This is a genomic window from Klebsiella sp. P1954 (genome assembly GCF_018199955.1).
Taxonomy (GTDB): Bacteria; Pseudomonadota; Gammaproteobacteria; order Enterobacterales; family Enterobacteriaceae; genus Klebsiella; species Klebsiella pneumoniae.
Window position 1 is genome coordinate 5,354,710 of the sequence record NZ_CP073373.1, and the last position, 23,758, is coordinate 5,378,467.

General features: G+C 50.0%; 18 protein-coding genes and 4 pseudogenes. 12 read left to right on the forward strand and 10 right to left on the reverse strand.

What is annotated here, in order from left to right; translation table 11 throughout:
- Positions 1-181: 181 nt before the first annotated feature.
- Complete coding sequence (locus KB890_RS25750) at positions 182-964, reverse strand: MipA/OmpV family protein (protein ID WP_004196404.1); 783 nt, start codon at positions 962-964, stop codon at positions 182-184.
- 124 nt (positions 965-1,088) lie between these two features.
- Between KB890_RS25750 and KB890_RS25755 the strand changes: the two genes are divergently transcribed.
- Both KB890_RS25755 and KB890_RS25760 read left to right on the forward strand, forming a co-directional pair.
- Complete coding sequence (locus KB890_RS25755) at positions 1,089-1,787, forward strand: response regulator (RefSeq protein WP_004180227.1); 699 nt, start codon at positions 1,089-1,091, stop codon at positions 1,785-1,787.
- Positions 1,784-2,845, forward strand: a complete 1,062-nt coding sequence (locus tag KB890_RS25760; protein ID WP_022631216.1) for a sensor histidine kinase — start codon at positions 1,784-1,786, stop codon at positions 2,843-2,845. The genes KB890_RS25755 and KB890_RS25760 overlap by 4 nt, the downstream gene beginning before the upstream one ends.
- Here the strand turns inward: KB890_RS25760 and KB890_RS25765 are convergent.
- Positions 2,780-3,477 (reverse strand): IS1-like element IS1B family transposase gene (locus KB890_RS25765; RefSeq protein ID WP_095033700.1). Its coding sequence is split into 2 segments (ribosomal slippage): positions 2,780-3,228 and positions 3,228-3,477, totalling 699 coding nucleotides; the frame shifts between segments, so codons are not numbered across the junction. The two genes, KB890_RS25760 and KB890_RS25765, sit on opposite strands and share 66 nt — an antisense overlap.
- Positions 3,478-3,532: 55 nt before the next feature.
- Here KB890_RS25765 and KB890_RS25770 point away from each other — a divergent pair.
- The 3 genes and pseudogenes from KB890_RS25770 to KB890_RS25780 all read left to right on the forward strand — a co-directional run.
- Positions 3,533-3,733: pseudogene (locus KB890_RS25770) on the forward strand (ATP-binding protein); the annotation flags it as partial.
- A 98-nt stretch (positions 3,734-3,831) separates the two neighbouring features.
- Complete coding sequence (locus tag KB890_RS25775) at positions 3,832-5,001, forward strand: efflux RND transporter periplasmic adaptor subunit (protein WP_211778008.1); 1,170 nt, start codon at positions 3,832-3,834, stop codon at positions 4,999-5,001.
- Positions 4,985-8,071, forward strand: coding sequence for an efflux RND transporter permease subunit (locus tag KB890_RS25780; protein ID WP_004180224.1), 3,087 nt, complete (start codon positions 4,985-4,987; stop codon positions 8,069-8,071). The genes KB890_RS25775 and KB890_RS25780 overlap by 17 nt, the downstream gene beginning before the upstream one ends.
- 34 nt (positions 8,072-8,105) lie before the next feature.
- Here the strand turns inward: KB890_RS25780 and KB890_RS25785 are convergent, their stop codons facing one another.
- Positions 8,106-9,446 carry an MFS transporter gene (locus tag KB890_RS25785; RefSeq protein WP_020323800.1) on the reverse strand — a complete coding sequence of 447 codons (1,341 nt, stop codon included), beginning with the start codon at positions 9,444-9,446 and terminating at the stop codon, positions 8,106-8,108.
- A gap of 128 nt (positions 9,447-9,574) precedes the next feature.
- Between KB890_RS25785 and KB890_RS25790 the strand changes: the two genes are divergently transcribed.
- A complete protein-coding gene (locus KB890_RS25790; RefSeq protein ID WP_004180213.1) occupies positions 9,575-10,483 on the forward strand; it encodes a LysR family transcriptional regulator in 909 nt (302 codons plus the stop codon).
- Positions 10,484-10,651: 168 nt separating this feature from the next.
- Here the strand turns inward: KB890_RS25790 and KB890_RS25795 are convergent, their stop codons facing one another.
- Together KB890_RS25795 and KB890_RS25800 are read right to left on the reverse strand one after the other, a co-directional pair.
- Positions 10,652-12,196: an EAL domain-containing protein gene (locus KB890_RS25795; protein ID WP_020323797.1), complete on the reverse strand. Its 1,545-nt coding sequence runs from the start codon at positions 12,194-12,196 to the stop codon at positions 10,652-10,654.
- A 357-nt stretch (positions 12,197-12,553) separates the two neighbouring features.
- Positions 12,554-12,772: a YgdI/YgdR family lipoprotein gene (locus KB890_RS25800; RefSeq protein ID WP_004196402.1), complete on the reverse strand. Its 219-nt coding sequence runs from the start codon at positions 12,770-12,772 to the stop codon at positions 12,554-12,556.
- A 287-nt stretch (positions 12,773-13,059) separates the two neighbouring features.
- On the opposite strand from KB890_RS25800, the gene KB890_RS27620 reads away from it, so the two are divergent.
- Both KB890_RS27620 and KB890_RS25810 read left to right on the forward strand, forming a co-directional pair.
- A complete protein-coding gene (locus KB890_RS27620) occupies positions 13,060-13,479 on the forward strand; it encodes a hypothetical protein (RefSeq protein ID WP_223290818.1) in 420 nt (139 codons plus the stop codon).
- 44 nt (positions 13,480-13,523) lie between these two features.
- The gene (locus KB890_RS25810; RefSeq protein WP_004180209.1) at positions 13,524-13,826 is read left to right on the forward strand and encodes a hypothetical protein; all 303 of its coding nucleotides are present in this window, start codon (positions 13,524-13,526) and stop codon (positions 13,824-13,826) included.
- Between the two features lie 162 nt (positions 13,827-13,988).
- Here the strand turns inward: KB890_RS25810 and KB890_RS25815 are convergent, their stop codons facing one another.
- The 3 genes and pseudogenes from KB890_RS25815 to KB890_RS25825 all read right to left on the reverse strand — a co-directional run bounded on the left by KB890_RS25815 (position 13,989) and on the right by KB890_RS25825 (position 16,706).
- Positions 13,989-14,288 carry a hypothetical protein gene (locus tag KB890_RS25815; protein WP_004196397.1) on the reverse strand — a complete coding sequence of 100 codons (300 nt, stop codon included), beginning with the start codon at positions 14,286-14,288 and terminating at the stop codon, positions 13,989-13,991.
- A 355-nt stretch (positions 14,289-14,643) separates the two neighbouring features.
- Positions 14,644-15,470: pseudogene (locus KB890_RS25820) on the reverse strand (IS5 family transposase); the annotation flags it as partial.
- A 137-nt stretch (positions 15,471-15,607) separates the two neighbouring features.
- Positions 15,608-16,706, reverse strand: a pseudogene (locus KB890_RS25825) (IS3 family transposase).
- Positions 16,707-17,617: 911 nt separating this feature from the next.
- Here KB890_RS25825 and KB890_RS25830 point away from each other — a divergent pair.
- Together KB890_RS25830 and KB890_RS25835 are read left to right on the forward strand one after the other, a co-directional pair.
- Positions 17,618-18,559: an Abi family protein gene (locus KB890_RS25830; protein ID WP_004180198.1), complete on the forward strand. Its 942-nt coding sequence runs from the start codon at positions 17,618-17,620 to the stop codon at positions 18,557-18,559.
- A 248-nt stretch (positions 18,560-18,807) separates the two neighbouring features.
- Positions 18,808-19,839 (forward strand): IS630-like element ISEc33 family transposase, encoded by a 1,032-nt coding sequence (locus KB890_RS25835; protein ID WP_004176137.1) that lies wholly within the window; start codon positions 18,808-18,810, stop codon positions 19,837-19,839.
- A gap of 261 nt (positions 19,840-20,100) precedes the next feature.
- Here the strand turns inward: KB890_RS25835 and KB890_RS25840 are convergent, their stop codons facing one another.
- A complete protein-coding gene (locus KB890_RS25840) occupies positions 20,101-21,336 on the reverse strand; it encodes an MFS transporter (RefSeq protein ID WP_004180195.1) in 1,236 nt (411 codons plus the stop codon).
- Between the two features lie 63 nt (positions 21,337-21,399).
- Positions 21,400-22,353 carry a sugar phosphate isomerase/epimerase family protein gene (locus tag KB890_RS25845; RefSeq protein ID WP_004180194.1) on the reverse strand — a complete coding sequence of 318 codons (954 nt, stop codon included), beginning with the start codon at positions 22,351-22,353 and terminating at the stop codon, positions 21,400-21,402.
- A 316-nt stretch (positions 22,354-22,669) separates the two neighbouring features.
- Between KB890_RS25845 and KB890_RS25850 the strand changes: the two genes are divergently transcribed.
- A complete protein-coding gene (locus KB890_RS25850) occupies positions 22,670-23,551 on the forward strand; it encodes an SIS domain-containing protein (protein WP_004180192.1) in 882 nt (293 codons plus the stop codon).
- Positions 23,552-23,562: 11 nt separating this feature from the next.
- Positions 23,563-23,715, forward strand: a pseudogene (locus KB890_RS27765) (ribokinase); the annotation flags it as partial.
- Positions 23,716-23,758: the final 43 nt, after the last annotated feature.

A 23,758-nucleotide genomic window follows, 5' to 3' on the forward strand; every position in this document is an offset into this window, starting at 1 on the left:
ATTACAGGCCGTATGAGCTCGCGTATATCATCTCGGCTGCAGGCAAGATGTTTATGTCGCAGGCCAGTCCCGTCAGGAGACATAAATTACATACGCAATCAGATATATAGCGGCTAACAGTAGCAGGAGTTTAATGAACGAAAACAGGTCGTTTAGATAGCGCATCACAGTTTCTGCCTCCTCAGAATGAATAAGTAAAACCCACGGTGCCCGTGGCTTCATTACGCCGGGATACTATTGGGCTGTCTGCGGCATGATCGCCAAGCCATGTGTAGTCTGCGCTCACGAGTGAGGCCCAGTGTGGATCAAACTGATGGCTCCACGTCACTGTAGTTTCAACACCGCAAAATCCGCCTGTTGCTTTGTAACGCGTATAGCGGCTACGGCTGCTCTGCACATCGCTGACGCCATACCAGGTATTCATGTAGCGTGCGTCGCCAAACAGGGCCGCGGTCTGGAACGCGACGGTGTCCGTATCACTCTGCAGCGGCAAAAGAGTGACGGAGGCCTGATAATTAACACCCTGATCATCGCTGAGCGGCAGGGTTGCCTTTCCCTCAGCGCTGAACCAGGGAGTAAACTGCCAGCCTGCTGCCAGCGCCGTGTTAACGGTCGCCCTGATTTTTCCCATACCTTTCAGGCTGCTGGCACCGTCGCGCCAGTCTGAATCTTTGTCATCCCGTCCAAGGTTGTAACCCAGGGTATGCTCCAGATACAGTCCGCTGTCACTCTGCAGGTCATAGCCAATCCCTTTCCGGGCATCCGCGAAGAAGGCATCCTCTCTGGCCTGAAAGAACGGTACCACCTGGAGACGCATCTTTTCTGATCCACTGTAACGGGGCGCATACTGTGCGCCAGCACCTATTGCCACGCCATTCTGCGAGTCACTGCTGTCAGCCTGGGCTGTAGCTGAGGTTGTCAGGGCCAGACCGGCCATATACATCAGCATTTTTCCGGGTATCATTATGTCACCTCGTTATTTGTTCGTTATCCGCCCCTGCCCGGGCGGCCGCATCGCGAATCCGGAGTGTCACGCAGCTGTGTCAATAAACAGCCAGGGATTTATGAAGAAACTGTCAAGGTGAGTCATGCAGAGCAAAAATATTCTGATTATCGAGGATGACGCCGATGCGGCAGAGGTGCTGGAAGCCTATCTGCGTCGGGAAAGTTACACCGTTCGCGTCATGGCGGACGGTCTCTCAGGGCTTGAGCAGGCTCAACGCTGGCAGCCAGACCTGATAGTTCTGGACGTCATGTTGCCCGGCCTGAACGGCACTGAAGTGCTGGCGAAAATCAGGCGTAGTAGCGACGTTCCCGTCATTATGGTGACGGCTATCGGGGATACGCCCGATCGTATCGGTGCGCTGCGCTATGGGGCGGATGATTACGTGGTTAAGCCTTATCATCCTGGTGAAGTCGTTGCGCGTGTGCAGGCCGTGCTGCGTCGTAGCGGTGGCAGCAGAGATCCGCAGGAAGAGGTGTTGCGCTGGCAGGGGATGGAGGTCAATACGGGAGCGATGACAGTCACTGTGGCTGACAGTAAAGGCAGGGTAACCAGTGTTGACGTTACACCCACAGAATTCAATCTGCTGGTCACAATGATGCGCGCCCCGGTTCGCGCGCTGAGCCGTCAGTTTCTTCTGGAGCAGTGTCTGCCGGACAGCGACGCGCTGGAACGCGTGGTGGACACCCATATTTATAATCTGCGTAAAAAGCTCGAGTCAGCCGGGCAGTCTGACGTGCTGCTGAACGTGCGTGGCGTGGGTTACAGGTTTCGTCAGCCATGAAAGTAAAACAACCCCAGACGCTCTGGCGCTGGCTTTGCCTGCGCATTCTCACGCTTGCCATCGGCACAGTTTTACTGATAGCCCTGTGCATGTGGCTGCGATTTACTGTGCAGTATCTTTGGACCACGCACCGTATGCCGGAAGCGGTACTGAATGAATTTCTTACGCTCCGGGAACATCCGGAACTCAATCCAGCCCGGTACCATGAGATTATCGATAAATGGTGGGGCATAAGCTTTTCCAGTCCTTCCATCGCGTCGTCGGACTGGCTGACTGTCGGTGTTCTGGTGCTGGTCACCATCCCGTTTATTGCTTATTTTGGGTTGCGTCATGCCCGGCCCCTGTCGGCGCAGTTCAGCCAGCTCAGAATAGCTGCAGATGAGGTGACTGACGGTCATTTTGGTGCCCAGGCAGAGTTAACGCCTGAAGCACCCGCCGAACTTGTGCAGTTTGCGCAAAATTTTAATGCCATGACTCGCCAGCTGGCACGCTATGAAAAAGAGCTTCGCGCCTCACATGTTGCTATGGCGCATGAGTTACGATCGCCATTGACTGCGGCCATGGTGCGACTGCAGGCGCTGCTCGATGGTGTATTCACTCCTGAACAACGGCATCTTGCTCTCATCATGGGCCAGCTTAGCTGCCTGAGCCGGCTTATTGATGAACTTCACCTGCTCTCCATTGCAGACGCCGGTCAGCTCAGTCTGGAAAAGGTGCGATGCTGTCCGTCAGATATTTTGCGCGAACGCCTGTTGTGGATAAAGCCCCAGCTGGATGAAGCTGGCATTAATGTCGTTTCAGACATGCCTGAAACGTCGGTGCTGAACGTCGATCCCTTTCGTCTGGGCCAGGTGTTTACCATTTTGATGGAAAACGCGCTGCGTTATGCCGGCAAAGGCACCACTCTGTTTCTTAGCACCCGAAGCATAAACGGAAATTACGAAATAATTTTTCAGGATACAGGCCCCGGCGTTTCGGGTAATGACTCCAACTTATTGATAGTGTTTTATGTTCAGATAATGCCCGATGACTTTGTCATGCAGCTCCACCGATTTTGAGAACGACAGCGACTTCCGTCCCAGCCGTGCCAGGTGCTGCCTCAGATTCAGGTTATGCCGCTCAATTCGCTGCGTATATCGCTTGCTGATTACGTGCAGCTTTCCCTTCAGGCGGGATTCATACAGCGGCCAGCCATCCGTCATCCATATCACCACGTCAAAGGGTGACAGCAGGCTCATAAGACGCCCCAGCGTCGCCATAGTGCGTTCACCGAATACGTGCGCAACAACCGTCTTCCGGAGCCTGTCATACGCGTAAAACAGCCAGCGCTGGCGCGATTTAGCCCCGACGTATCCCCACTGTTCGTCCATTTCCGCGCAGACGATGACGTCACTGCCCGGCTGTATGCGCGAGGTTACCGACTGCGGCCTGAGTTTTTTAAATGGCGGAAAATCGTGTTGAGGCCAACGCCCATAATGCGGGCGGTTGCCCGGCATCCAACGCCATTCATGGCCATATCAATGATTTTCTGGTGCGTACCGGGTTGAGAAGCGGTGTAAGTGAACTGCAGTTGCCATGTTTTACGGCAGTGAGAGCAGAGATAGCGCTGATGTCCGGCGGTGCTTTTGCCGTTACGCACCACCCCGTCAGTAGCTGAACAGGAGGGACAGCTGATAGAAACAGAAGCCACTGGAGCACCTCAAAAACACCATCATACACTAAATCAGTAAGTTGGCAGCATCACCGGCGTTTCGCAGGAATTCCTTGATGTCATGTTCGAGCGCTTTGTGCGCGGTGATACTTCCCGCGCACGACACTCTGGCGGCAGTGGGCTGGGCCTGTCTATCGCACAGGCAATATGTCATGCACATGGCGGAACCATCGAGGCCAGTCTTCCTTCGGGGGGCGGTTTGCGGATGCGAATCGTACTGCAGGCTACTGCATAACGGTTTCTGACTGTCTTGACATCCTCTTGATAAATCGTCGCAGGAATCTTGATAATCAAGAGGTTTAATGGCGCAAAACCTATTAGAGGAACTGCGCCATGCCTGATGAACATCACGTCCTGCTTAAAGAGGACGTCAGGAACCTGCCGGATACCCGGTATCTTCTCTCACTGATGCCTCTGCTGGGCTGTTTAGTTCTGATGACCATTATGCTGGCCGGCTGCGATGGCAAAAAACAACCCACTTCTTTACCTCTGCGTCCGGTCAGGTTCGTGACTGTCGGTCCGCGTGAGTCTCCCGGGGTACAGACGCTGACCGGCGAAATCAGGGCGCATGATGAGATGTCCCTGAGTTTCAGGCTGGACGGACGCATACTGACGCGCAGCGCTGACCTAGGCAGCCGGTTTCGGCAGGGTGATGCGCTTGCTGTTCTGGACAGTCCAACAGCGCAAAATCAGTTAACCAGCGCTCAGGCAGACGTCAGCAGCAGCCGGGCCGCGGAAAAAGTGGCGGCGCTTAATCTGCATCGCATGCGTCTTCTGATGCCGTCCGGGGCCATTGCGCGGGCGCAGCTGGACACCGCCGCAGCCGACTGGCAGGCCGCACTTTCACGCCTTCAGAGCAGTGAAGCGGCGCTGAAAAATGCGCAGGAGAACGTGCGCTGGACGACCCTAACGGCGCCGGTAAACGGCTTGGTCACGGGCGTCAGCGCGTCTGCGGGGCAGGTGGTCAGCGCCGGACAAACCGTGTTTACCGTGGCCTCCAGTAATGCCCGGGACGTCGTATTTGACGTGGCCAGTCCCGGAATCGTATCCCGTCAGCCTGGTGCCACTTTTCATGTGGCATTGCTTCAGGATGCTTCCGTTATTGCACAGGCGCATCTGCGTGACATCAGCCCGCAGGCCGACCCGCAAACGCGCAGCTGGCGGGTGCGCATCACGCTTGATAATCCGCCGCCTGACATGGTGATGGGAGCCAGCGTCTCTGTAACGCTTCCCATCGCGGACTCAGCGGGTGAAAAGGTGATAACGCTTCCGGCCTCTTCTCTTACGCGCCTGTCAGAAGCTCCTGCTGTTTTCATTCTGGATCCGGCTAATAATAAGGTCTACCGGCGAGCCGTACATATTGCAGGTTACTCTGCGGACGCTGTTTTTATCCGGGCTGGAGTATCACCCGGAGATCGTGTGGTAACGGCGGGCGTCAGAAGCCTGCGTGACGGTGAGCACGTGGCTGGCATACAGGAGGACCAGGATGAAGCAGGGCTTTAATCTTTCGGCCTGGGCGCTGAAACAACAGCAGCTGATGGCCTTTCTGATGCTGCTCATTATGGCCACCGGCATTATCAGTTACGAACAGCTTTCCCGCAATGAAGATCCGGCGTTTACCATCAAAACGGCTGTGGTTTCTGCGCAGTGGCCGGGCGCGAACCTTAGCGACACGGTAAATCTGGTTACTGACACGCTGGAGAAAAAGCTTCAGGAAATCCCGTGGCTTGACTATGTCCAGAGTGAGACGCACGCCGGGCGCTGCGTTATTTTTATTAATCTTCGCGATAGCACGCCTCCTGATCAGGTCGCAGACATCTGGTACCAGGTACGGAAGAAGATGCAGGACACTGCTCCTTCATTACCTCAGGGCGTACAGGGGCCTGTGGTCAACGACGAATTTGAAGACACTTTTGGTACGATTTACGGGTTTACTGCCGACGGATTTACTATGCGGGAACTGCGGGATCGGGTGGACAGCATCCGCCGGGATCTGATGAGTCTGCCGGACGTTGGAAAAATTCAGCTGTTGGGAGAGCAGGAAGAGCAGCTGGTAGTCGCCTTCTCCCCACGCCAGCTGTCCGCCATGGGTCTGGATTTACAACAGGTCGCCGATGCGTTGCGCGCGCAGAATGTGGTCGAACCTGCGGGTACCGCCCGCACGGCCGGTGACAATGTTGCCCTGCGCGTCAGCGGAGCTTTCAGTAGCGAAGAGAGTCTGCGTGCGGTGACGCTTCGGGTGAACAACCGTTATATACCGCTTACAGACATTGCCAGCATTGTACGCCGATCTGCAGAGCCACCGGCTCCGCTTTTTCGCGTCAATGGCCAGCCTGCAATTGGCCTTGCCATCTCGATGGCGCCAACCGGAAATATGCTTGAATTCGGGCAGGCGCTGCGGTCGCGCATGAACAGCGAAGCAGCACAGCTGCCGCACGGTATTGAAATGACCAAAATTGCCGATCAGTCTGCGGTGGTTGAGGAGGCTGTCAGCGGGTTTGTGCACGTACTCGGGGAGGCGGTAATTATCGTACTGGCTGTCTCTTTTGTTTCACTGGGTCTGCGTGCAGGGCTTGTGGTGGCCGCCGCGATACCTCTGGTGCTCGCCATGACGTTCATCTGTATGTATCTTGCCGGCATCGGCTTGCAGCGGATCTCCCTGGGCGCGCTGATTATTGCGCTGGGTCTGCTGGTTGATGACGCGATGATAACGGTGGAAACCATGGTAGCCCGACTCGAAGCTGGCGATTCCCTTGCCAGCGCAGCGACATATGCCTTCACTTCCACGGCATTCCCGATGTTGACTGGCACACTGGTGATGATTGCAGGATTTATTCCGGTCGGCTTTGCAGCCTCAAGCGCCGGGGAATACTGTTACACCCTTTTTGCTGTGGTACTTATTGCACTGATCAGCTCATGGATTGTGGCTGTACTGTTTTCCCCATTAACCGGCAGCTGGCTGTTACCTGGCACGCTGCAGAAACACCACACTGGCACCGGACGCCTGGGCAGATTTTACCAGCGCCTGCTTACCAGAGTTTTACAACACAGGCTACTGACGCTTGGTATAGCGTTGCTGGCTCTGTTGCTGGCTGGTCTGGGAACGACTTATATGCAGGGTGAGTTCTTTCCGGCCTCAGATCGCCCTGAGCTTCTGGTGAGTCTGTCTCTCCCGGCGAATGCATCTCAGGAAGCGACTCTCCGTCAGACAGCGCGTCTGGAGCAAGCAGTATCAGCCAGCCACGATGTTGACCACTACTCCTCTTATGTTGGAACCGGTGCGATACGTTTTTACCTGCCTATGGATGTTCTGCTTGATGATGAAAATACCGCTCAGCTGGTCGTGGTAGCCAAAAGCCTGGCGGCCCGCGAAAGGCTTCGACATTATCTCGATAAGGTGCTCGCCAGGGATTTCAGCGACATCACAACACGAGTTTCTCCACTTGAGCTTGGTCCCCCCGTCGGCTGGCCCATTCGCTATCGCGTTAGCGGGCCTGATTACAGGCGCGTCCAGATGCTGGCAGAGCAGCTTTCGGCTGCACTGGGCGCATCCTCCCTGACACGAGAGGTGAACCAGACAGCAGGAGAACCCGAGCGCGTTATCACGTTAAAGGTAAACCAGACGGCAGCAAGGGCAGCGGGGCTCTCATCTGATCAGATAGCTCGTTATCTGAACACGGTCTGGTCAGGCACGCTTATTACTACTGTTCGCGACAGGAACCGGTTGATAGATGTAGTACTGCAGGGCAACACAGATGAAAGGCGTAATCTTGACAGTCTCTCCGGGCTGCTACTGACGTCGTCGACGGGCGCAAAAATCCCCCTGGCGCAGGTGGCCACACCAGAATGGGGGCTTGAGGATCCGGTTATCTGGCGGCGCCAGCGTCTGCCCTTTATTACAGTACAGACGGATCTGGCCCCCGGTTTGCGCGCTGAAACTGTATCAAATGGTCTCAAGCCGCTCATTAATCATCTGAGAGCGGGGTTGCCTGAGGGTTACAGCATCAGTGAGGATGGTGCTGTTGCCGAGTCTGACAAAGGTAACAGTTCGGTATTTGCCATTTTACCGGTCACTCTGCTCTGCATGCTGCTGTTGCTGATGATTCAGTTAAAGCGAGTTTCACGCATGTTTCTTGCCCTGCTGATGGCACCCTTTGGTTTACCCGGGATTGTTCTCGCCATGCTGCCAACCGGAACTCCAATGGGCTTTGTGGCTTTGCTGGGCATTATTGCCCTTGCCGGCATGATCATCCGCAACGCCGTCATTCTCATCATTGAAGCAGACAATAACCGGAAGTCAGGGATGCACTTTAATGAGGCGATAGGTGCTGCCGCCATTCACCGGGCACGACCTATACTACTCACGGCAAGTGCAGCCATTCTGGGTATGATCCCTATTTCCCGACAGATTTTCTGGGGGCCGATGGCTTTTGCGATTATCGGTGGACTTCTTGTAGCCACCCTGGTGACGCTAACGGTTTTACCGGCAGCCATGAGTCTGGTTATGCAGATGGAGGATCGTTCAGCTACAGGTAAATCAGCCAATGCTGCGAGCGTAACAGAGGGGCAGTAATAACCCACGCTGTGCTGACAACATTTTTATGCTGTCAGTCCGGAATGACCCGTCTTTCAGTGAAGGAGTCTGTTAGGGGTCCGCCTTGAAAACGGAATTGAGGCTTGTCAGCCCTGGCAGAAAGAATCAGGACAATGAGGGCCGAAAGCGCCAGCAGTCCGGCGACAAAGTACAGGCCCCAGGTGTAGCTACCGGTTTGCTGGCGGATCACGCCAATCATCATCGGGCCAACAAAGCCGCCGAGGTTGCCGATAGAGTTAATCGTGGCGATACCCGCTGCTGCTGCCGGGCCGCTCAGGAACACTGTAGGCATACTCCACAGTGGCGGTTTCGATGCGCTGATGCCCACGGTGACCAGCGTTAAGGCGACGATCACGGTAAAGAGTGTGCTGACGTTACCGGCGTAAATCAGACCGGCTGCCGCCAGCAGGCAGGCGCCAATCACATGCCAGCTGCGCTCTTTGGTGCGGTCTGAATGCCGTGCCCACAGGATCATGGCGATTACGCCGATGACAGCCGGGAAAGCGTTGAGGAAACCGATCTCCAGCGAGGTAGCACCGAAGCTGCGGATGATTTGCGGGGACCAGATCCCAAGCGTGTACAGGCCGGCAGACGTACCGAAATAGACCAGCGCCAGAGCCAGCACGCGTTTATCCGCCAGCCCTTTCCATGCGCTGCAGTGGCTCTGTTTTGCCGCCCGGGCCATTTCCTCGGCCTGCATCGTGTTTTCAAGCCACGCACGCTCTTCGTCAGTCAGCCATCTGGCCTTGGCCGGACGATCGGTAAGGAAGAACAGAACCACAACCCCAAGCACCAGTGCCGGCAGGGCTTCCAGCACAAACATCCACTGCCATCCTGCGTAGCCGAGGAAACCGTGCATTTCGAGGAGAGCGGCTGAAATAGGCGATCCCAGCGCGGTGGAAAGCGGTGCAGCGGCCATAAAGATGGCAGTAACCTGCGCGCGTCTGGCTGCCGGGAACCAGTAGCTGAGATAAAGGATAATGCCCGGGAAGAAACCGGCTTCCGCCACGCCGAGCAGAAAACGCAGAATGTAGAAGCTTGTTGTCCCCTGCACAAACGCCATGCAGCCAGAGACCAGGCCCCATGTGATCATCACGCGGGCTATCCAGATGCGGGCCCCCACTTTATGCAGGATTAAGTTCGACGGCACTTCAAACAAAAAGTAACCGAGGAAGAAAATGCCCGCACCCAGCCCAAAAACGGTGGGCGAAAACCCCAGGTCCTGATTCATGGTCAGAGCGGCAAAACCAATGTTCACCCGGTCCAGAAAAGCGATGAAATACAGCAGCATGATAAAAGGAATAATGCGCAGGGTAACCTTTCGCATAACCTTTTTTTCGAGGTCGTTATTCATTTCGGGATGCTCCACAGTCGTGTAGGGTTGTTATAGTTTTGTAATAAACCCAGTATGAAGTTTTGCGGGGCTTTATCATCGTCACTGCTTTATATAAATAATTTGTACAATCTGGTTCTGGTAAAAAAATGGATATAAATCAACTACGTTGTTTTGCGGTGTTAGGTGATGAGCTTCACTTTGGCCGGGCAGCCCGTAAACTTGAAATGATGCCTGCGTCACTCAGCCGTTTTATTAAACAGCTGGAAGACGAGCTGGGGATAAGACTTCTGAACCGTTCGACCCGGAATGTGTCGCTGACGCCTGAAGGCGCCGAGTTCCTGAATGGAGCTAAATCCGTGATTGCTGAGTTCGATGCATTACGGCTGCGGTTTCGTAAAAGTACACCGTCGCAAAACAAAACATTGCGGATCGGTGCCATCGACAGCGCCGCCAGAGGGTTACTGCCGGAATTACTGAACCTTTTCGTCAGGCAATATCCTGATGCGGATATCCATATTACGGAAGATAAAACGTACAGTCTTATTCCCCGGCTTATCTCCGGGTGGCTGGATGTGGTCTTTGTGCGTCCACCTGAACATATTGATGTCACGCTGACGACGCGTTTTATCGCTTATGAAACCTGCGTACTCGCCGTTCCTGCCGGTCACCGGCTGGTCAGCCATGACGAAGTCAGTATTGCCGATTTCTTTAATGAACCCGTTATCGTTCCGGAAAGGCGCACCAGGCCCCACAGCCATGATTTGACGATGAATGTATTCAAAGCTGGCGGTAGCTTCCCCCACATCGCACAGTATGCTGAGGAAAAACAGACTATCCTGAGTTTAGTTGCAGCCGGCCTGGGAGTGGCGCTGGTTCCTTCATCCTATAAAAATATGAATGCAGACGGGGTTAAATATCTTGCCCTCTCACCGGAAAAGAGTACTGAAGGGCTTCCATTGAGTGTTATTTGGCATCATGGAAATACAAATGTTTATGTTAATGCTCTGCTGGATATGCTGTCCGAAAATATTGAAGCACTGACACGTAACCTCTAGCAACATTCAGGGAGCAGTGCCATACAGTTAATCAGAACGTATCTGCTCGCTGCCGGTGGAACAGCACATGATCTATTGTAGTGGTCAAGTAATACTGGCCACAGTTTTACTTGACCACCACAAGGACATCCGTTCGCCCGGTATTTGTCCAATACAATTCTTAAAGCATCATCCTTTTTTAACAGGATTGTTACTTTCGTTTGCAACATACCATGCCATGAATTCAGGCACGGCCATTGGCCTGCCGTAAAGGTATCCCTGAACATAAGGCACCTGGTTTTCTAAGAGCCAGTTTCTCTGGTGTGTTGTGCTGACGCCTTCCGCAATCGTGGTCAGGCCCAGACGCTTGCTTAGACTAATGATGGTGTCCAGTACCGGTGCTTCTGCCCCGGCAGAGGTCAGGGTATCTATAAAGCATTTATCGATCTTGAGATAATCAACCGGCAGGCTCTGTAGCAGGTTCAGTGAACAATACCCTGTACCGAAGTCATCCACGGCAATCCGGCAGCCTTTTTCACGAACAATTTCTAATTTCTTCGAAGCCACTGCTGTATCTTCCACCAGGCTCCGCTCAGTAATTTCCAGTACAAGCCGGAAGGAAGTGTCGAGTGCCCCCCTGAGCTGCATCACATCAGCTGTAAATCCGCTGTCTCCCAGATGAGCAGCTGCAATATTAACTCCCAAATGAAAGGGAGCATTGATTTTCCTTTGACTGAAGTCATCCGCTATCAGCGAGAAAAGATGTTGCGTAAGACTTATAATTACGCCCTCCTCTTCAGCTGCGCGTATGAAGACCGCTGGAGACATCGAACTCCCGTCCCCCCGTTTCCAGCGAAGTAAGGCCTCAGCCCCGGTACATTTTCCTGTAGCAGTTTCACACATGGGCTGATAATGCACAGAGAATTCCCCCGCAGCCATTCCCTTTCTTATTTCCTCTGCCAGTGACATTTTTCGTTTTTGCCAGCGCTGCAATAAGTAAAGCGCAGCCAGAGTCAGTAACAGGGACATCGGGCCGAGGAACATCATGTATCGCAGTACGTAATGTCCGAGTGCATGAATAGGTGTTATGACTTGTAAATGAGCCTGACTGTAGGCAGATCTAAATTCGCCGATGAAGGCTCTGGTATGCGGGGGATCCCTATCCAGAACAGAGATAACAGGACCGTCACTGAATCGCAGTAGCAGTACCGAGTGGTTCGTATCGTCCAGTGAATTCATAAGATCAGTAAAATACTGTGCGTCAACCACGCTAAATGCTGTTAGGCGGTTAATGGTGCCGGACGCGTAAATGATGGCCGTTTGTCCCGGTATGCTGCTGGTGCCTTCTATTGCTCTAATCTTAAATGTACCTGGCGCAACTGAGAGAGTAATGCCATAGACCGCCGGGGTTGTCTGTTGCCGGGCACCAGTGACCGATGAACAGATTAGAACATCATTCCGGATAAGCCCTGTACTACGGATATAAGGGGTAAGTGCGCCATTTTGAGTAAGGTTTTCGAGTATTGTTTGACAGGGTTGCCCTGCCATGCGTGCTGTAATAGTGGTTGTATGCCGGGCAATGGAAGTGACATGGTCAACCTGGCGCAGCAGCACACTGGCGGTTACGGCAGTGTCTCTTTCCAGTTCCCGGACGGCCATACCTGTCGATATTGAAATTACCAGACATACCGGGAGAAGAATGCTGATGGTGACAAACCTGATACTCAATTGCATCATTTTACCCACTTGTCTGTTATCACTGATAAATCAGCATTGCTTTCTTATGAAGGAGCTGATTAAACCCTTATTTTAGTTTTATATCTTTTAGATGCAATGCGTAAGCAGGGAAATTAGCCGCATACAAAATATACTCTGATGGCTGCACTCTTGAAAAATACGCTTCGCTCACTTTTTTTACCGAATGAAAATTACTAAGCTGCATGATGGATGAGAAAGAATAGGTAAATGACGGCCTTTATGCAAAAAAAGTTATTTAATACAAGCGAGACCATAACCAAAGGGAATGATGGTGGTTTTAATAATGAGCATTATTCCCACTGGATAATGCTCATTATTATTGATTTGAGAAAATTACTTCTCGACGATTTCTTTAACGTCTGACTGATGAATCTGATGCACATTCCCATCAGTATCTTTATATGAAATAAGCCCTGTACTCTTGTCTTTTTCTGGCTTCCCGTGTGTCGTCATCATATGGCCGTCATTTGTGGAAATGACATAATCACTTGAACACCCTGCAGCAATCATCGAAAAAGCTAACAAAACTAATGATATTTTTTTTGTTTTCATCTCTAAAATCTCACGTTCTAAGCTCATTCTTGATTAAAAATATAACACGGTTTGCTTAAATAACCGCTAAACAGCGAAGGAAACGAATCCTGCGTTTGCGCAACATAGCAGAGAATATGTTGCAAAGCAATAACATTAATAAAAACAGCAGAGGATAAATTTTTGTACAATCACGACCTTTTATGCCTGATGTGTAAATTTGTTTCAAAATATTTATTTTTGATTATGTATACAAAGATATTGTATGATTTTGCATTGCAGAAAACTCTCAGACCGGACTAAACTACATGTTTAAAAAAATATCATCAGTATCGCTAGTCATTACCTTAGCCGCTTGTTCATCAATGATGCCTTATGGAAAGGGAACTGAAACGACAACGACTTATTATTATCGGGACAGCCTTAGCGCTCATTCCATTTGGCGCTGTCTTGAAGCAGGTATCGGTGCAAAAGGTCTCATTGCTGACACCAGTGAATATAACCGTAAGTCAGATTTAAACAGAATGATGATTTATCACGGTGGCAACAATGTAGGGATGCTTGATGTTTTCAGTAATCAGAATCGGGTATCTTCGATGGCTTTTGCAAACAATAAATCGACAAAAAGCATTTTAGATAACGTTCAAAACCAATGTGTAAGCATTTCATCCTACAATAACACCCCAGGGGTTAGTATTGTTGAAGGTATTATTGAAGGTCTAAAATAGACGCAAACAGAATAAATATCCCCTTTTTTCTTCGAGGTAATACGATGAGAAATAAACTGCTGCTCGCAGGGTTAGTATTGACCCTTACGGGTTGTGTTAGCTATAAATGGGTTAAGCCTGACTTCGACGATGAACAGGCCGATATTGATGAAACTTATTGCAAGGCAAGGGCCCTGAAGGATTTGCCACCAGATAATCTGTTAACTGGTGCTTATCAGAAAAGGGGAAAGAAAGGTAATACAGATGATATAACCTTCTCAAGCTCGGATGCGAATGAGGTAAACCGAAATATTCTTGTCAAAAACTGTATGTATCAGAAAGGCTGGAAACAAATTGCACAAAAGTAAAAGTCCCGACTCATCACTCACCACAGGACGGCTTAAATTAAACAGTTTGCTTTAAATTTTTAATAATCCACGAAGACAATTATGTACCTTTGCAACTGCAACGCGTGGGTTGCAAAGGAGATTAAGGTAACGACACTTGGTGCTTTTTTTTTGCGGAGTTAATTAATTCATGTTTATCTTTACACCCAACCTGTTCGCTTCGTTCGTTAGTATATGAACAGCAAATTCTTTTCTTTCACTACATAAGTCGTCTAAAAGCTCCTGAATCAACATTGCCTTCAGGAAGCCTGAGTTTGCTGGATTGACCGGATAACTTAACCCTCTAATTTCGGCTTCATTTGCAACGTCTCGTTCAGTTTTTTCAATAGCCGCTTTAACTTCCGCTGTCAGGTTATCGCAATATTTCTGTAATTCGTTTTGAACAAATTCAATTTCTTTTTCTGTTAATGTTTCTTCATTCATGATGCTTGTAATCTCGGCTTGGTGAATTTACTATTTTCCGAGGGATTTTATCTTAACAATTCGTAACTTAAAAGCGTTTTTGTGTTTCACTATGTGTCATATATGTTTAAACCTACTCTGCCAGCGACTTAATTTTTTTCGTAAAAAGCGCAAATGAACAGTTGTTCTCAAATTGTAGTGGTCAACTAATACTGGCCACTACATTAGACTGTAAGTAATACAGCCGTTCCGATTCATTTAGCGTAATCCGCCGTTTTACCAGTGAGGGCGGGTGGCACTGTAATACCCCGTCATGTAGCGGATTACTGCGCTCAGAGCTTCGCTGAAGCTGTTTTAGGCTGTGTCCCTTAATTACATAACCTTTTCGGATGCAGCCCAGTTTCACCATTGCCAGATAATTCCTCGCTGTTTTGTCGTAGCGTGTGGCGATGCGACGATATTCTTTAAGGCTGCAAAAGCAACGTTCAACAACATTGCGATTACAGTAAGTATCACGATCGAGCTGTGAACGACCATCTGACGCCATTTTCTCATTTGATTTGCGAGGGATAACGGTTTTTATACCCTTGTTCTTCAGTTCGTTACGTAACGCATGTCCGGAGTAGGCTTTATCTGCCAGTACCGCATGACCACGGCGCTTCATACTGCCGTTCTGGCGCTGAACACCAATACCGTCCAGCAGACGTTGAGCGAACAGGCTTTCATGGGCTTGTCCGGGACTCAGCACGATGTTTAACGGCAGACCGCTTCCGTCTGTCGACAGGTGGATTTTGGTGCCAAAACCGCCGCGAGAGCGACCCAGCACATTATCTCCGGCGATATCGGGATGTTTTTTTGAGCACCGGCTGCACATCTGAGTGCACGGATATTACTGCTATACAGCGCTGTCGCTGACCAGTCAATAAGGCTGTTTGCATTAAGTAACGTAAGTAACCTGTTGAAAATATTGTTAATCACTCCTGTCTTTGACCATCGGTTAAAGCGGTGGTCAACGGTCTTCCATGGACCGTATCGCTCACGCAAATCGCGCCATGATGCGCCTGAACACAGCACCCAGAACATACCGTTGATGATCATACGGTGTTCTGCCCATAGGCGCCCGGCCCGTGGTGTTGCAGGCTCAGCAGGTAATAAGGGCTGGATGAGCGTCCATGCTTCATCGGGAAGGTCGTAGCGAGCAATAGTTCAATGTGTTTTGGAAACAGGCAGTTACTATAGCTCAGGTGATTAAGGTACACAGCCTAGCCCTTCGGCCGTACCCATTCGGTCTTCAGGCTTCGGAGAAGTTGACCCTGGCCCAAAATCAGTGCAGTGCTAAATCAGAGATCTTCGTCTTTCCGGAGACTTCGGATGAATTCAGCCGGAGTCATGTCATTTAATGATGAATGCGTTCTCTCATGATTATATTCCCTGCGCCAGTTGTCGAGTTTGTCCTGCGCATCTTCCAGCGAGAGAAACCAGTGAATGTTCAGGCATTCATCCCGCAGACTGCCGTTAAATGATTCAATAAACGAGTTATCCGTTGGTTTTCCGGGGCGGGAGAAGTCCATTGTGACCCCGTGCTCATACGCCCATTTATCCAGACTTTTCGAGATAAACTCGCTGCCGTTATCTGTCTGAATACGTACCGGCAGGCGCTTGCCCAGCACCCGCAAACTTTCCATCACACCGACCACATCCTCACCTTTCAGCGACTTTCCGGCATGGATCGCCACACACTCCCGACTAAAATTATCCACTACAGTCAGCGCCCGGAAACGTCGTCCGTTAAACAGGTTATCCGACACGAAATCCATACTCCAGCACTGATCGACACCGGTCAGGACCGGACGTTGCTGACGATGTGCTGCACTGACATGCCTGCGGGGGCGCTTTTTGCGCAGGTTGAGGCCTTCCAGACAGTAAATCCGGTGTGTTTTCTTGTGGTTAACAGGCCAGCCTTCCCGCCGCAGCTGAATATGAATACGCGGGCAACCGTAGCGGATCCGGGTTTCCGCTATTTACCGGATACGCAGGGTTATCGCCCGATCATCCCGCCGGCTCTGCCAGTGGTAAACGGTTCTGCTCTGCATCGGCAGTCCGCATCCCCGTCGGACACTGATACGGTAAGCCCCCCGCAGAAAATGCACCGCCTGACGTTTCTGAGCCGGCCTCAGAACTTTTTTTGATAACTTCCTGCAGCATCTCCTTGTCCAGACTTAAATCGGCCACCAGACGTTTCAGACGCTGATTCTCTTCCTCAAGCTGGCGCAGGCGGCGCAGCTCTGTCACGCCCATGCCGCCAAACTTTTTCTTCCAGTTGTAAAATGTGGCTTCAGAAATGCCCATCTTTCTGCAGACTTCCTCCACCCGAGTGCCGGTTTCGGCCTGTTTCAGCGCAAACGCAATCTGTTCTTCGGTATAGCGGGTCTTTTTCATGGCGATGTGCCTCTCTGTGAGATGGAAGAAAGACCGGAGACTTCAGTTTAGCCTGGCACTGTTTTCAGGGAGGAGATCACGGCGCCGCTTTCCCTTGTAGAACTTCGCCAGTTGATTAACCGACCGGACTGAGTGCAGGCTAACAAAAGGAACACTGTGATACGGGTAGTGGAACATATTATCCGGGCAGCATTGCAGCAGGGGGCATGAATACATTTTACCGGACATCCGCCCTGCAGGGTATGTGTTGGAAATAGCAAGATTTCGGTCAATAAGACGCTCAGCCATGCAGATTTTTCGGCGCAAGAGAATAGCCTGATGCAGGTTGATTGTTGGACAGGTCGTGGAAGATTTCGGTAATGCTCGGCGCCTTTGGAGAGCTGGTGATCAAATGAACTAAGAAGTTGAATATGCACGCATTCATGAACTGATTTTAAGAACATATGAACTATAAAGCAAAGCAGTATCTTACTGTTTTTTTTTAATATTAAATCTGTTGAAACTTACTGCACCTGCTGCAACTTCAGGTTGAATAACCTATTGCCAGAAAATCATCAGCTCTGTCCCGCTTGCGGGGCAGTCAGCGTTATCTACTTGCCTGAACGCCAACAAGGGGCCTGTTTGTGGTACAAATGTGACTACAACAGTTAAGATGGATTTTTGAAGAGGGCGCCCTGTGACTGCAGCGGTTACAAGATTGAAGGAGTGCGCGGGGAATGCGATCATTAAGGAAAAATCAGGGAAACGAAATGACGGAAGCCCACCAAAGGTGGGCTTCCAAAAGCGTTTTGCCTATAGTGCGTAACGACTAGAACCAGTTAAGGGGAAGAAGGTCACGCAGGCTTACGAGAGTTAATTTACACTCCTGCTACTTGCGTGTCAACCGGATCCCCCGTCAGGAAATAAAAGACATGCCACAAAACGCCAACTATGCTCCGATCCTGCCTCTCATCACCACGCCGAGGCTGAATCACTTCATCACCACATTTCGACCAATACAGGATTGCGAAATTTACGGGGTCTACATCTGGACACAGCATGCCGCCAGTTCAATCTACCCGTTACTGCAGAATCTTGAAATCACGTTACGCAACAGCATCGACCGTGAGGCCACTCGTCGGTTCGGGCAGAAATGGTGGGACAACCCGGGCTTACAGTGTCGAAACCGAATACAAAACACGACTTTCTACAGCAAAATAACCCAAGCCATCGACAAGCTGAATTCAGACTGGGTTCAGGAGCAGCGCCTGAAGAGAGTCGTCAATCCAGGTAACCCCCCGGTCTGGTCGCATGATCAAATCATCGCCGCTACTGATTTCAGCGCCTGGCATTTCATTCTGAAAGATGAATTTGCCGCCCCCCGCGGACGGAACCCAGGTAATCATCAGCACTTTCTGTGGCCCCAGTCTTTCGGACGCTGTTTCAAGAACTACGCGACGTTTTCACGTAGTAGCGGGGATGCGCGTCAGAAACTGCAAAACCGACTCATCGAGCTGAGAAAATACCGCAACCGGCTGTTTCATCATCAACCTATCTGGGTGAAAGCCCCGAATGTCACGGATGCTGCGACGGCAATTGACACGATCAGGGTGAAGATAAAACGTATAGAGCAGGCCATTAACGCCATCGATCCTGACGTAGAAAATATCATGGCCATTACCGGCCTGTTTTCACACGCTCTACGTATTTGCTCTTTGCAGGAGCTAGGGATTTACACGTTCTCTCGCGTCCCTCGTCGTTTGACACGTCGGCAAAAGCGAAGCCTACGTAAAGTGATTTCGGCCCGCTCTCAGGAGCTTTCACAAACCTTCGAGTACGGGGAAAAACTCTACAGGCTTCATCCGGCCCGGTAACAGATACTAAATTGCCGGATGAAGACAGGGCTTTACCCAACCTTGGTGATTGACAAACAAGCAGCATATGACCTCGGACTACCTCTGAAAATACAGGTCAATGGGGTTCTACGCCTGAACCCCTGGTTTTCCGTAACCCACATTCTAAATAGCTGCGCGGAATAGTAGATCACTGAAAGGGAACTCAGCCCGGATTGTGCGATCTGATCAATCGCCAAACCAACCAAAACCACCAACCGGACTGAGCGATGCCGATCATAGCACCAATACCCCGTGGCGAACGACGCCTGATGCAGAAAGCTATTCATAAAACGCGCGATAAAAATCATGCCCGCAGACTCACGGCCATGCTGATGCTTCATCGGGGTGAACGGGTCAGCGATGTTGCCAGAACTCTCTGTTGTGCCCGTTCATCCGTTGGTCGCTGGATTAACTGGTTTACGCACTCAGGTATTGAAGGCCTGAAATCCTTACCCGCAGGGCGCTCCCGACGCTGGCCTTTTGAACATATCTGCACCCTGTTACGTGAGCTGATAAAGCATTCTCCCGGCGATTTTGGTTATCAACGTTCACGCTGGAGCACCGAATTACTGGCAATAAAAATCAACGAGATAACCGGTTGCCAGTTACATGCAGCAACCGTTCGCCGCTGGTTGCCATCTGCGGGGCTTGTATGGCGCAGGGCCGCGCCAACTCTGCGTATCCGTGACCCACATAAAGATGAAAAGATGGCGGTAATCCACAAAGCGCTGGATGAATGCAGCGCAGAGCATCCGGTATTTTATGAAGATGAAGTGGATATCCACCTTAATCCTAAAATCGGTGCGGACTGGCAGTTGCGCGGACAGCAGAAACGGGTAGTGACTCCGGGGCAGAACGAAAAATACTATCTGGCCGGCGCACTGCACAGTGGCACGGGTAAAGTTAGCTACGTGGGCGGCAACAGCAAAAGTTCAGCGCTGTTTATCGCTCTGCTGAAGCACCTGAAAGCCACTTACCGGCGGGCGAAAACAATCACGCTGATCGTTGATAACTACATTATCCATAAAAGCCGCGAAACACAGCGCTGGTTGAAAGCAAATCCCAAGTTCAGGGTAATTTACCAGCCGGTTTACTCGCCGTGGGTGAATCATGTGGAACGGCTATGGCAGGCACTTCATGACACGATAACCCGTAATCATCAGTGCCGCTCAATGTGGCAGTTACTGAAAAAGGTCCGCCATTTTATGGAAACCGCCAGCCCATTCCCCGGAGGAAAACATGGTCAGGCAAAAGTGTAGCGGTATTAGGCGCAGCTATTTAGGATTGTCTAATCACTGGCTCGTTAGAAATGTCCTGATGTTGAAAAGTCCGCTTAGTGCCAAAAGCAGACCTTCCGTCTAACCCAATAACGTTAAATTTTGAGTGCCTGGTCAACTAAAAAATTATAAATAATCTTAAAGAAGTCATAACGGTTCAAAAGCTGGCTGGATGTCGGTTAAACCCGTGGCGATTCACTAAGGCCCGGGATTACCCGGACCTTGTAGTAAAGTTACACCCGATTATGCGACCTTATCTTTCAGTTCAGCCTGCTGATTAAGCTCCTCCGGCGTTTTGAGGAAAGGTGTAAGCACGCCACTGAGGATATATAAACCGGCATAGATGCCTAGAACACCACCTGCGCCAAGAGATGAATAGAACAATGCTGTAATAGCGGGAGCGATGAAGGCTCCCAGGCCTGCACCAAGGTTCAGTACTGACATAGCGGCTCCTTTACTGTCCGGGGCAAGCATCGGAAATAACGCTGACAAAGGAACATAGCCCGCCATGGTCACGCCGCAAAGGCAAAGTACAAATGCCATCACATAGAAATTATGACCCAGTACCTGGGGGACCGCCCACACCAGAATGAGAACAGCGGCATAACCAAATCCCCCGACCCACATAATGGTTTTCCGCCAGCCAAATTTGTCACCAAAGAACCCAAAGAACAGATTGGCAAAAATAGCCACCAGGAATACTGCAGACCACATATGCAGCCACTCTGTTTTACTGTAGCCATAACTGATCAGGTACAGAGGCAGGAAGGTGGCCAGCCCGTACTGCGCGATACCGTTTACGGATTTCACCACCAGGCCCATCGCGATGACCGGCCGCTGCAGAATGGTGATCCCTTTCAGTAATTCACCCGCGCTGAATGGGTGAATTTCTGAAGCAGGAACAACATCACGGTTGACCCAGATCCCGAGAACAGACCCGACCAGGACAAACAGTAAGCCGACCCAGAGCACGTGGATCTCACCCAGCACCGGTAACGCCATCGAAGAGAAGAAGGGCCCAATCACACTTAGCCCTAATGAGAACGTAAACCAGAACCAGCCAACTGCAGTCGCCCTGCGCGCAACAGGCGTGCTGTAGTTAATCCATATCAGGAATGAGTAAGCGAACAGAGGATATCCAATCCCGCGTAATGCGTAGAAAGGAAGCATCCACGCCATTTCCATGTGTTTAAGGCCAACACTGATAAAACCGATACTGCCAATGATAAAGGTTACCAGACCGTAAAACATGACTTTACGCGGGCCTAGCGTCTGAACCAGAACGCCAGTAACCCAGGCTGCCAGCGTAACAGTAACACCATACGCGGTGATCAGGTAGGATGCCTGTGCAACAGACAGCCCCTTCTCTACAAGCCAGATTGAGATCCACGCCTGCTCAACACCATCGCCAATCATAAAGATGGTCAGGCCGATATATCCCCATAATAAATTCCTGGGTAAACCTATCTTTTCAAACATATTTCCCTCCAGTGTCAGACACTGACTGGTCGCGGATACGAGGTAAGTTTCGGGTTGTTTTAATTATTCGGCGATCATTTTCAGTAACATACCCTGTACTTTCAGGGCGTCCTGGCTTTGGATCATTTGCTCAATTTCAGGAATGCTGAGACGGTCAATAAAGTCAGACAGTGCTTTGTACATACGGATATTCTGAGCGCACTCCGCGACCGGATCTTCGCGGCTCGGGAAGGTATCGAAATAAATCAGGCCACTAAAACCAACGCGTTTCGCGTAGTAGATATATTCCAGAGTCTGGAGGAGATGTACGGAACCCAGCATCAGGCCATCATCGAAATGACCGTAGCCGTCATTAAGATGGAAACCGACGAGGCGGTTTTTACGAGCTGACTGGAACAGGGAGAAGGCCGGATTTTCCTTCTTCATTATCATATGGCAGAAATCGAGGGTGATACCCAGATTGTCACTGCCAACATCATCAATCAACATCAAGGTTGAGGAAACATCCCCAATAAAGGAGAAAGTACGCGGCTCATAAGGTTTGTATTCAAAGCTGAACTGCATATCCCCATGTGCCTGGGTCACGATGCGTAAGGCATCAACGAGCAGCTCATACGCGCGGAAGTAATCTTGCTGGAACGGGTAATCATAGCCGTCATATCCAAACCATAAGGTGACGGTATTGCCCTCGAGAAATTTACACATCTCAGCGGCTTCCAGCGTCGTCTCAATGGCTTTACTGCGCAACGCAGGATTCGGGTTGGTAAACTCGCCATCAATAAAGTCTTTATTGTAGCGCAGCGCAATACCACCTACCTGCAGACCATTATCAGCAATACATTTTTTAATCAGTTCTTTATCCTGGCCAATAAAATGCTCAGGATAGTTAAGTTCGATATGTGTTAATCCTTCCGCACTACCCATACGGGTAATGAGATCACACGTATCCATTTTGTTTTTCGCATCGAATAGTTCAGGTCTTGAACGGAAAGAATTAATTCGGGAGGAAAATTTCATTGCAGTCACCTTGTTTTGTATTCCAGGTGTTTTTATAAGATTGAATTTCATCTCAGTAAATAGAGGCGGGAAAATATTACTGCAAATAAATAAAATTATACCGCTCAGATATAAAAACTTCATTTTCAGTAAAACCATTTAAAATCAACGCATTAAAATTTAATTTTACTGACTGTAAAATTTCATACCAATTAACCAGATGAATATTTTACTGAGAGTAAAATACATTAGTAAAGTATTTTATAGGATGTGAGCCAGATAACATTTCATATCATTTTGTCGTGCTAATTTCGTTTTCACATTTACAGGAGGGGTTATGCACAGCAGGCTGAAGGGTAATGAAGTATTTTTACTTGCGAGAATGCTGGCTCCTGAACTAGGTAAAAAAGAGAGAGCTATCGCCCGCTTTATAGATGATAACCCTCAGTCCCTGGCACGTATGTCAATCACAGAAATTGCTAATTATTTGAAGGTTAGCGTATCGAGCATAACCAAAGTCTCCAAAAAACTGGGATTTACCGGGTTTCATGATTTGAAGTTAAGCGTCTCTAATAACATGAACGCCGTTGAAAACACTGTTGACATTCCGGTTATTCCCGATTCGGAAAAGTATGTTGAAAGTGTTCTTGAAAGTACTTTTCTTAATTCTGTTCTTGCCCTGCAAGAATCGTTAAATGTCATTGATTGTGCCGTCATCAAATCGGTTGCATATCTATTCATTAATAAGCCTGAAGAAGCCAGAATATTTATTGCTGGCTGTGGCGGTTCAAGTGCAATCTGTGATGATTTCAATCATAAGCTACTAAAAATTGGTATCTTCTCATCAGTATTTAGTGATAGTCATAAACAGTTGATGACTGCATCGCTGATGCGGCAAGGTGATATTCTTCTGGCCGTGTCCCACTCCGGACAAACGTCGGATATTATCCAGATGGTAAATATGGCAAATGAGAGCGGCGCAGAAACGATTTGTTTAACTAATTATCCGAACAGTCCGCTTAGCCTTATTGCCCGACATTCAATTATTTCGGCAGTAAAAAATAACCCGATCACGGGCGAGAATGCTACCACCCGAATAGTACATCTGAATATTCTTGACGCTATTTTTACCATTATTGCCAGTAAAACCAGTGTCAAAAGTAAAAATAGCTTACTCAGCACCAGAAATGCGGTAGCGTCCAAGCGTACCGCCAGTTAAAGGTTGAAAAGATGAAAAGTGATGTAGTCGTTATTGGTAGTCTGAACTATGACATTCTAGTCCAGCAGGATCGGCTTCCGGAACTGGGCGAAACATTTACTGGCAATGAGTTAATGCTCATGCCAGGTGGGAAGGGGGCTAATCAGGCGGTGCAGTGTTCTAAATAGCTGCGCGGAATAGTAGATCACTGAAAGGGAACTCAGCCCG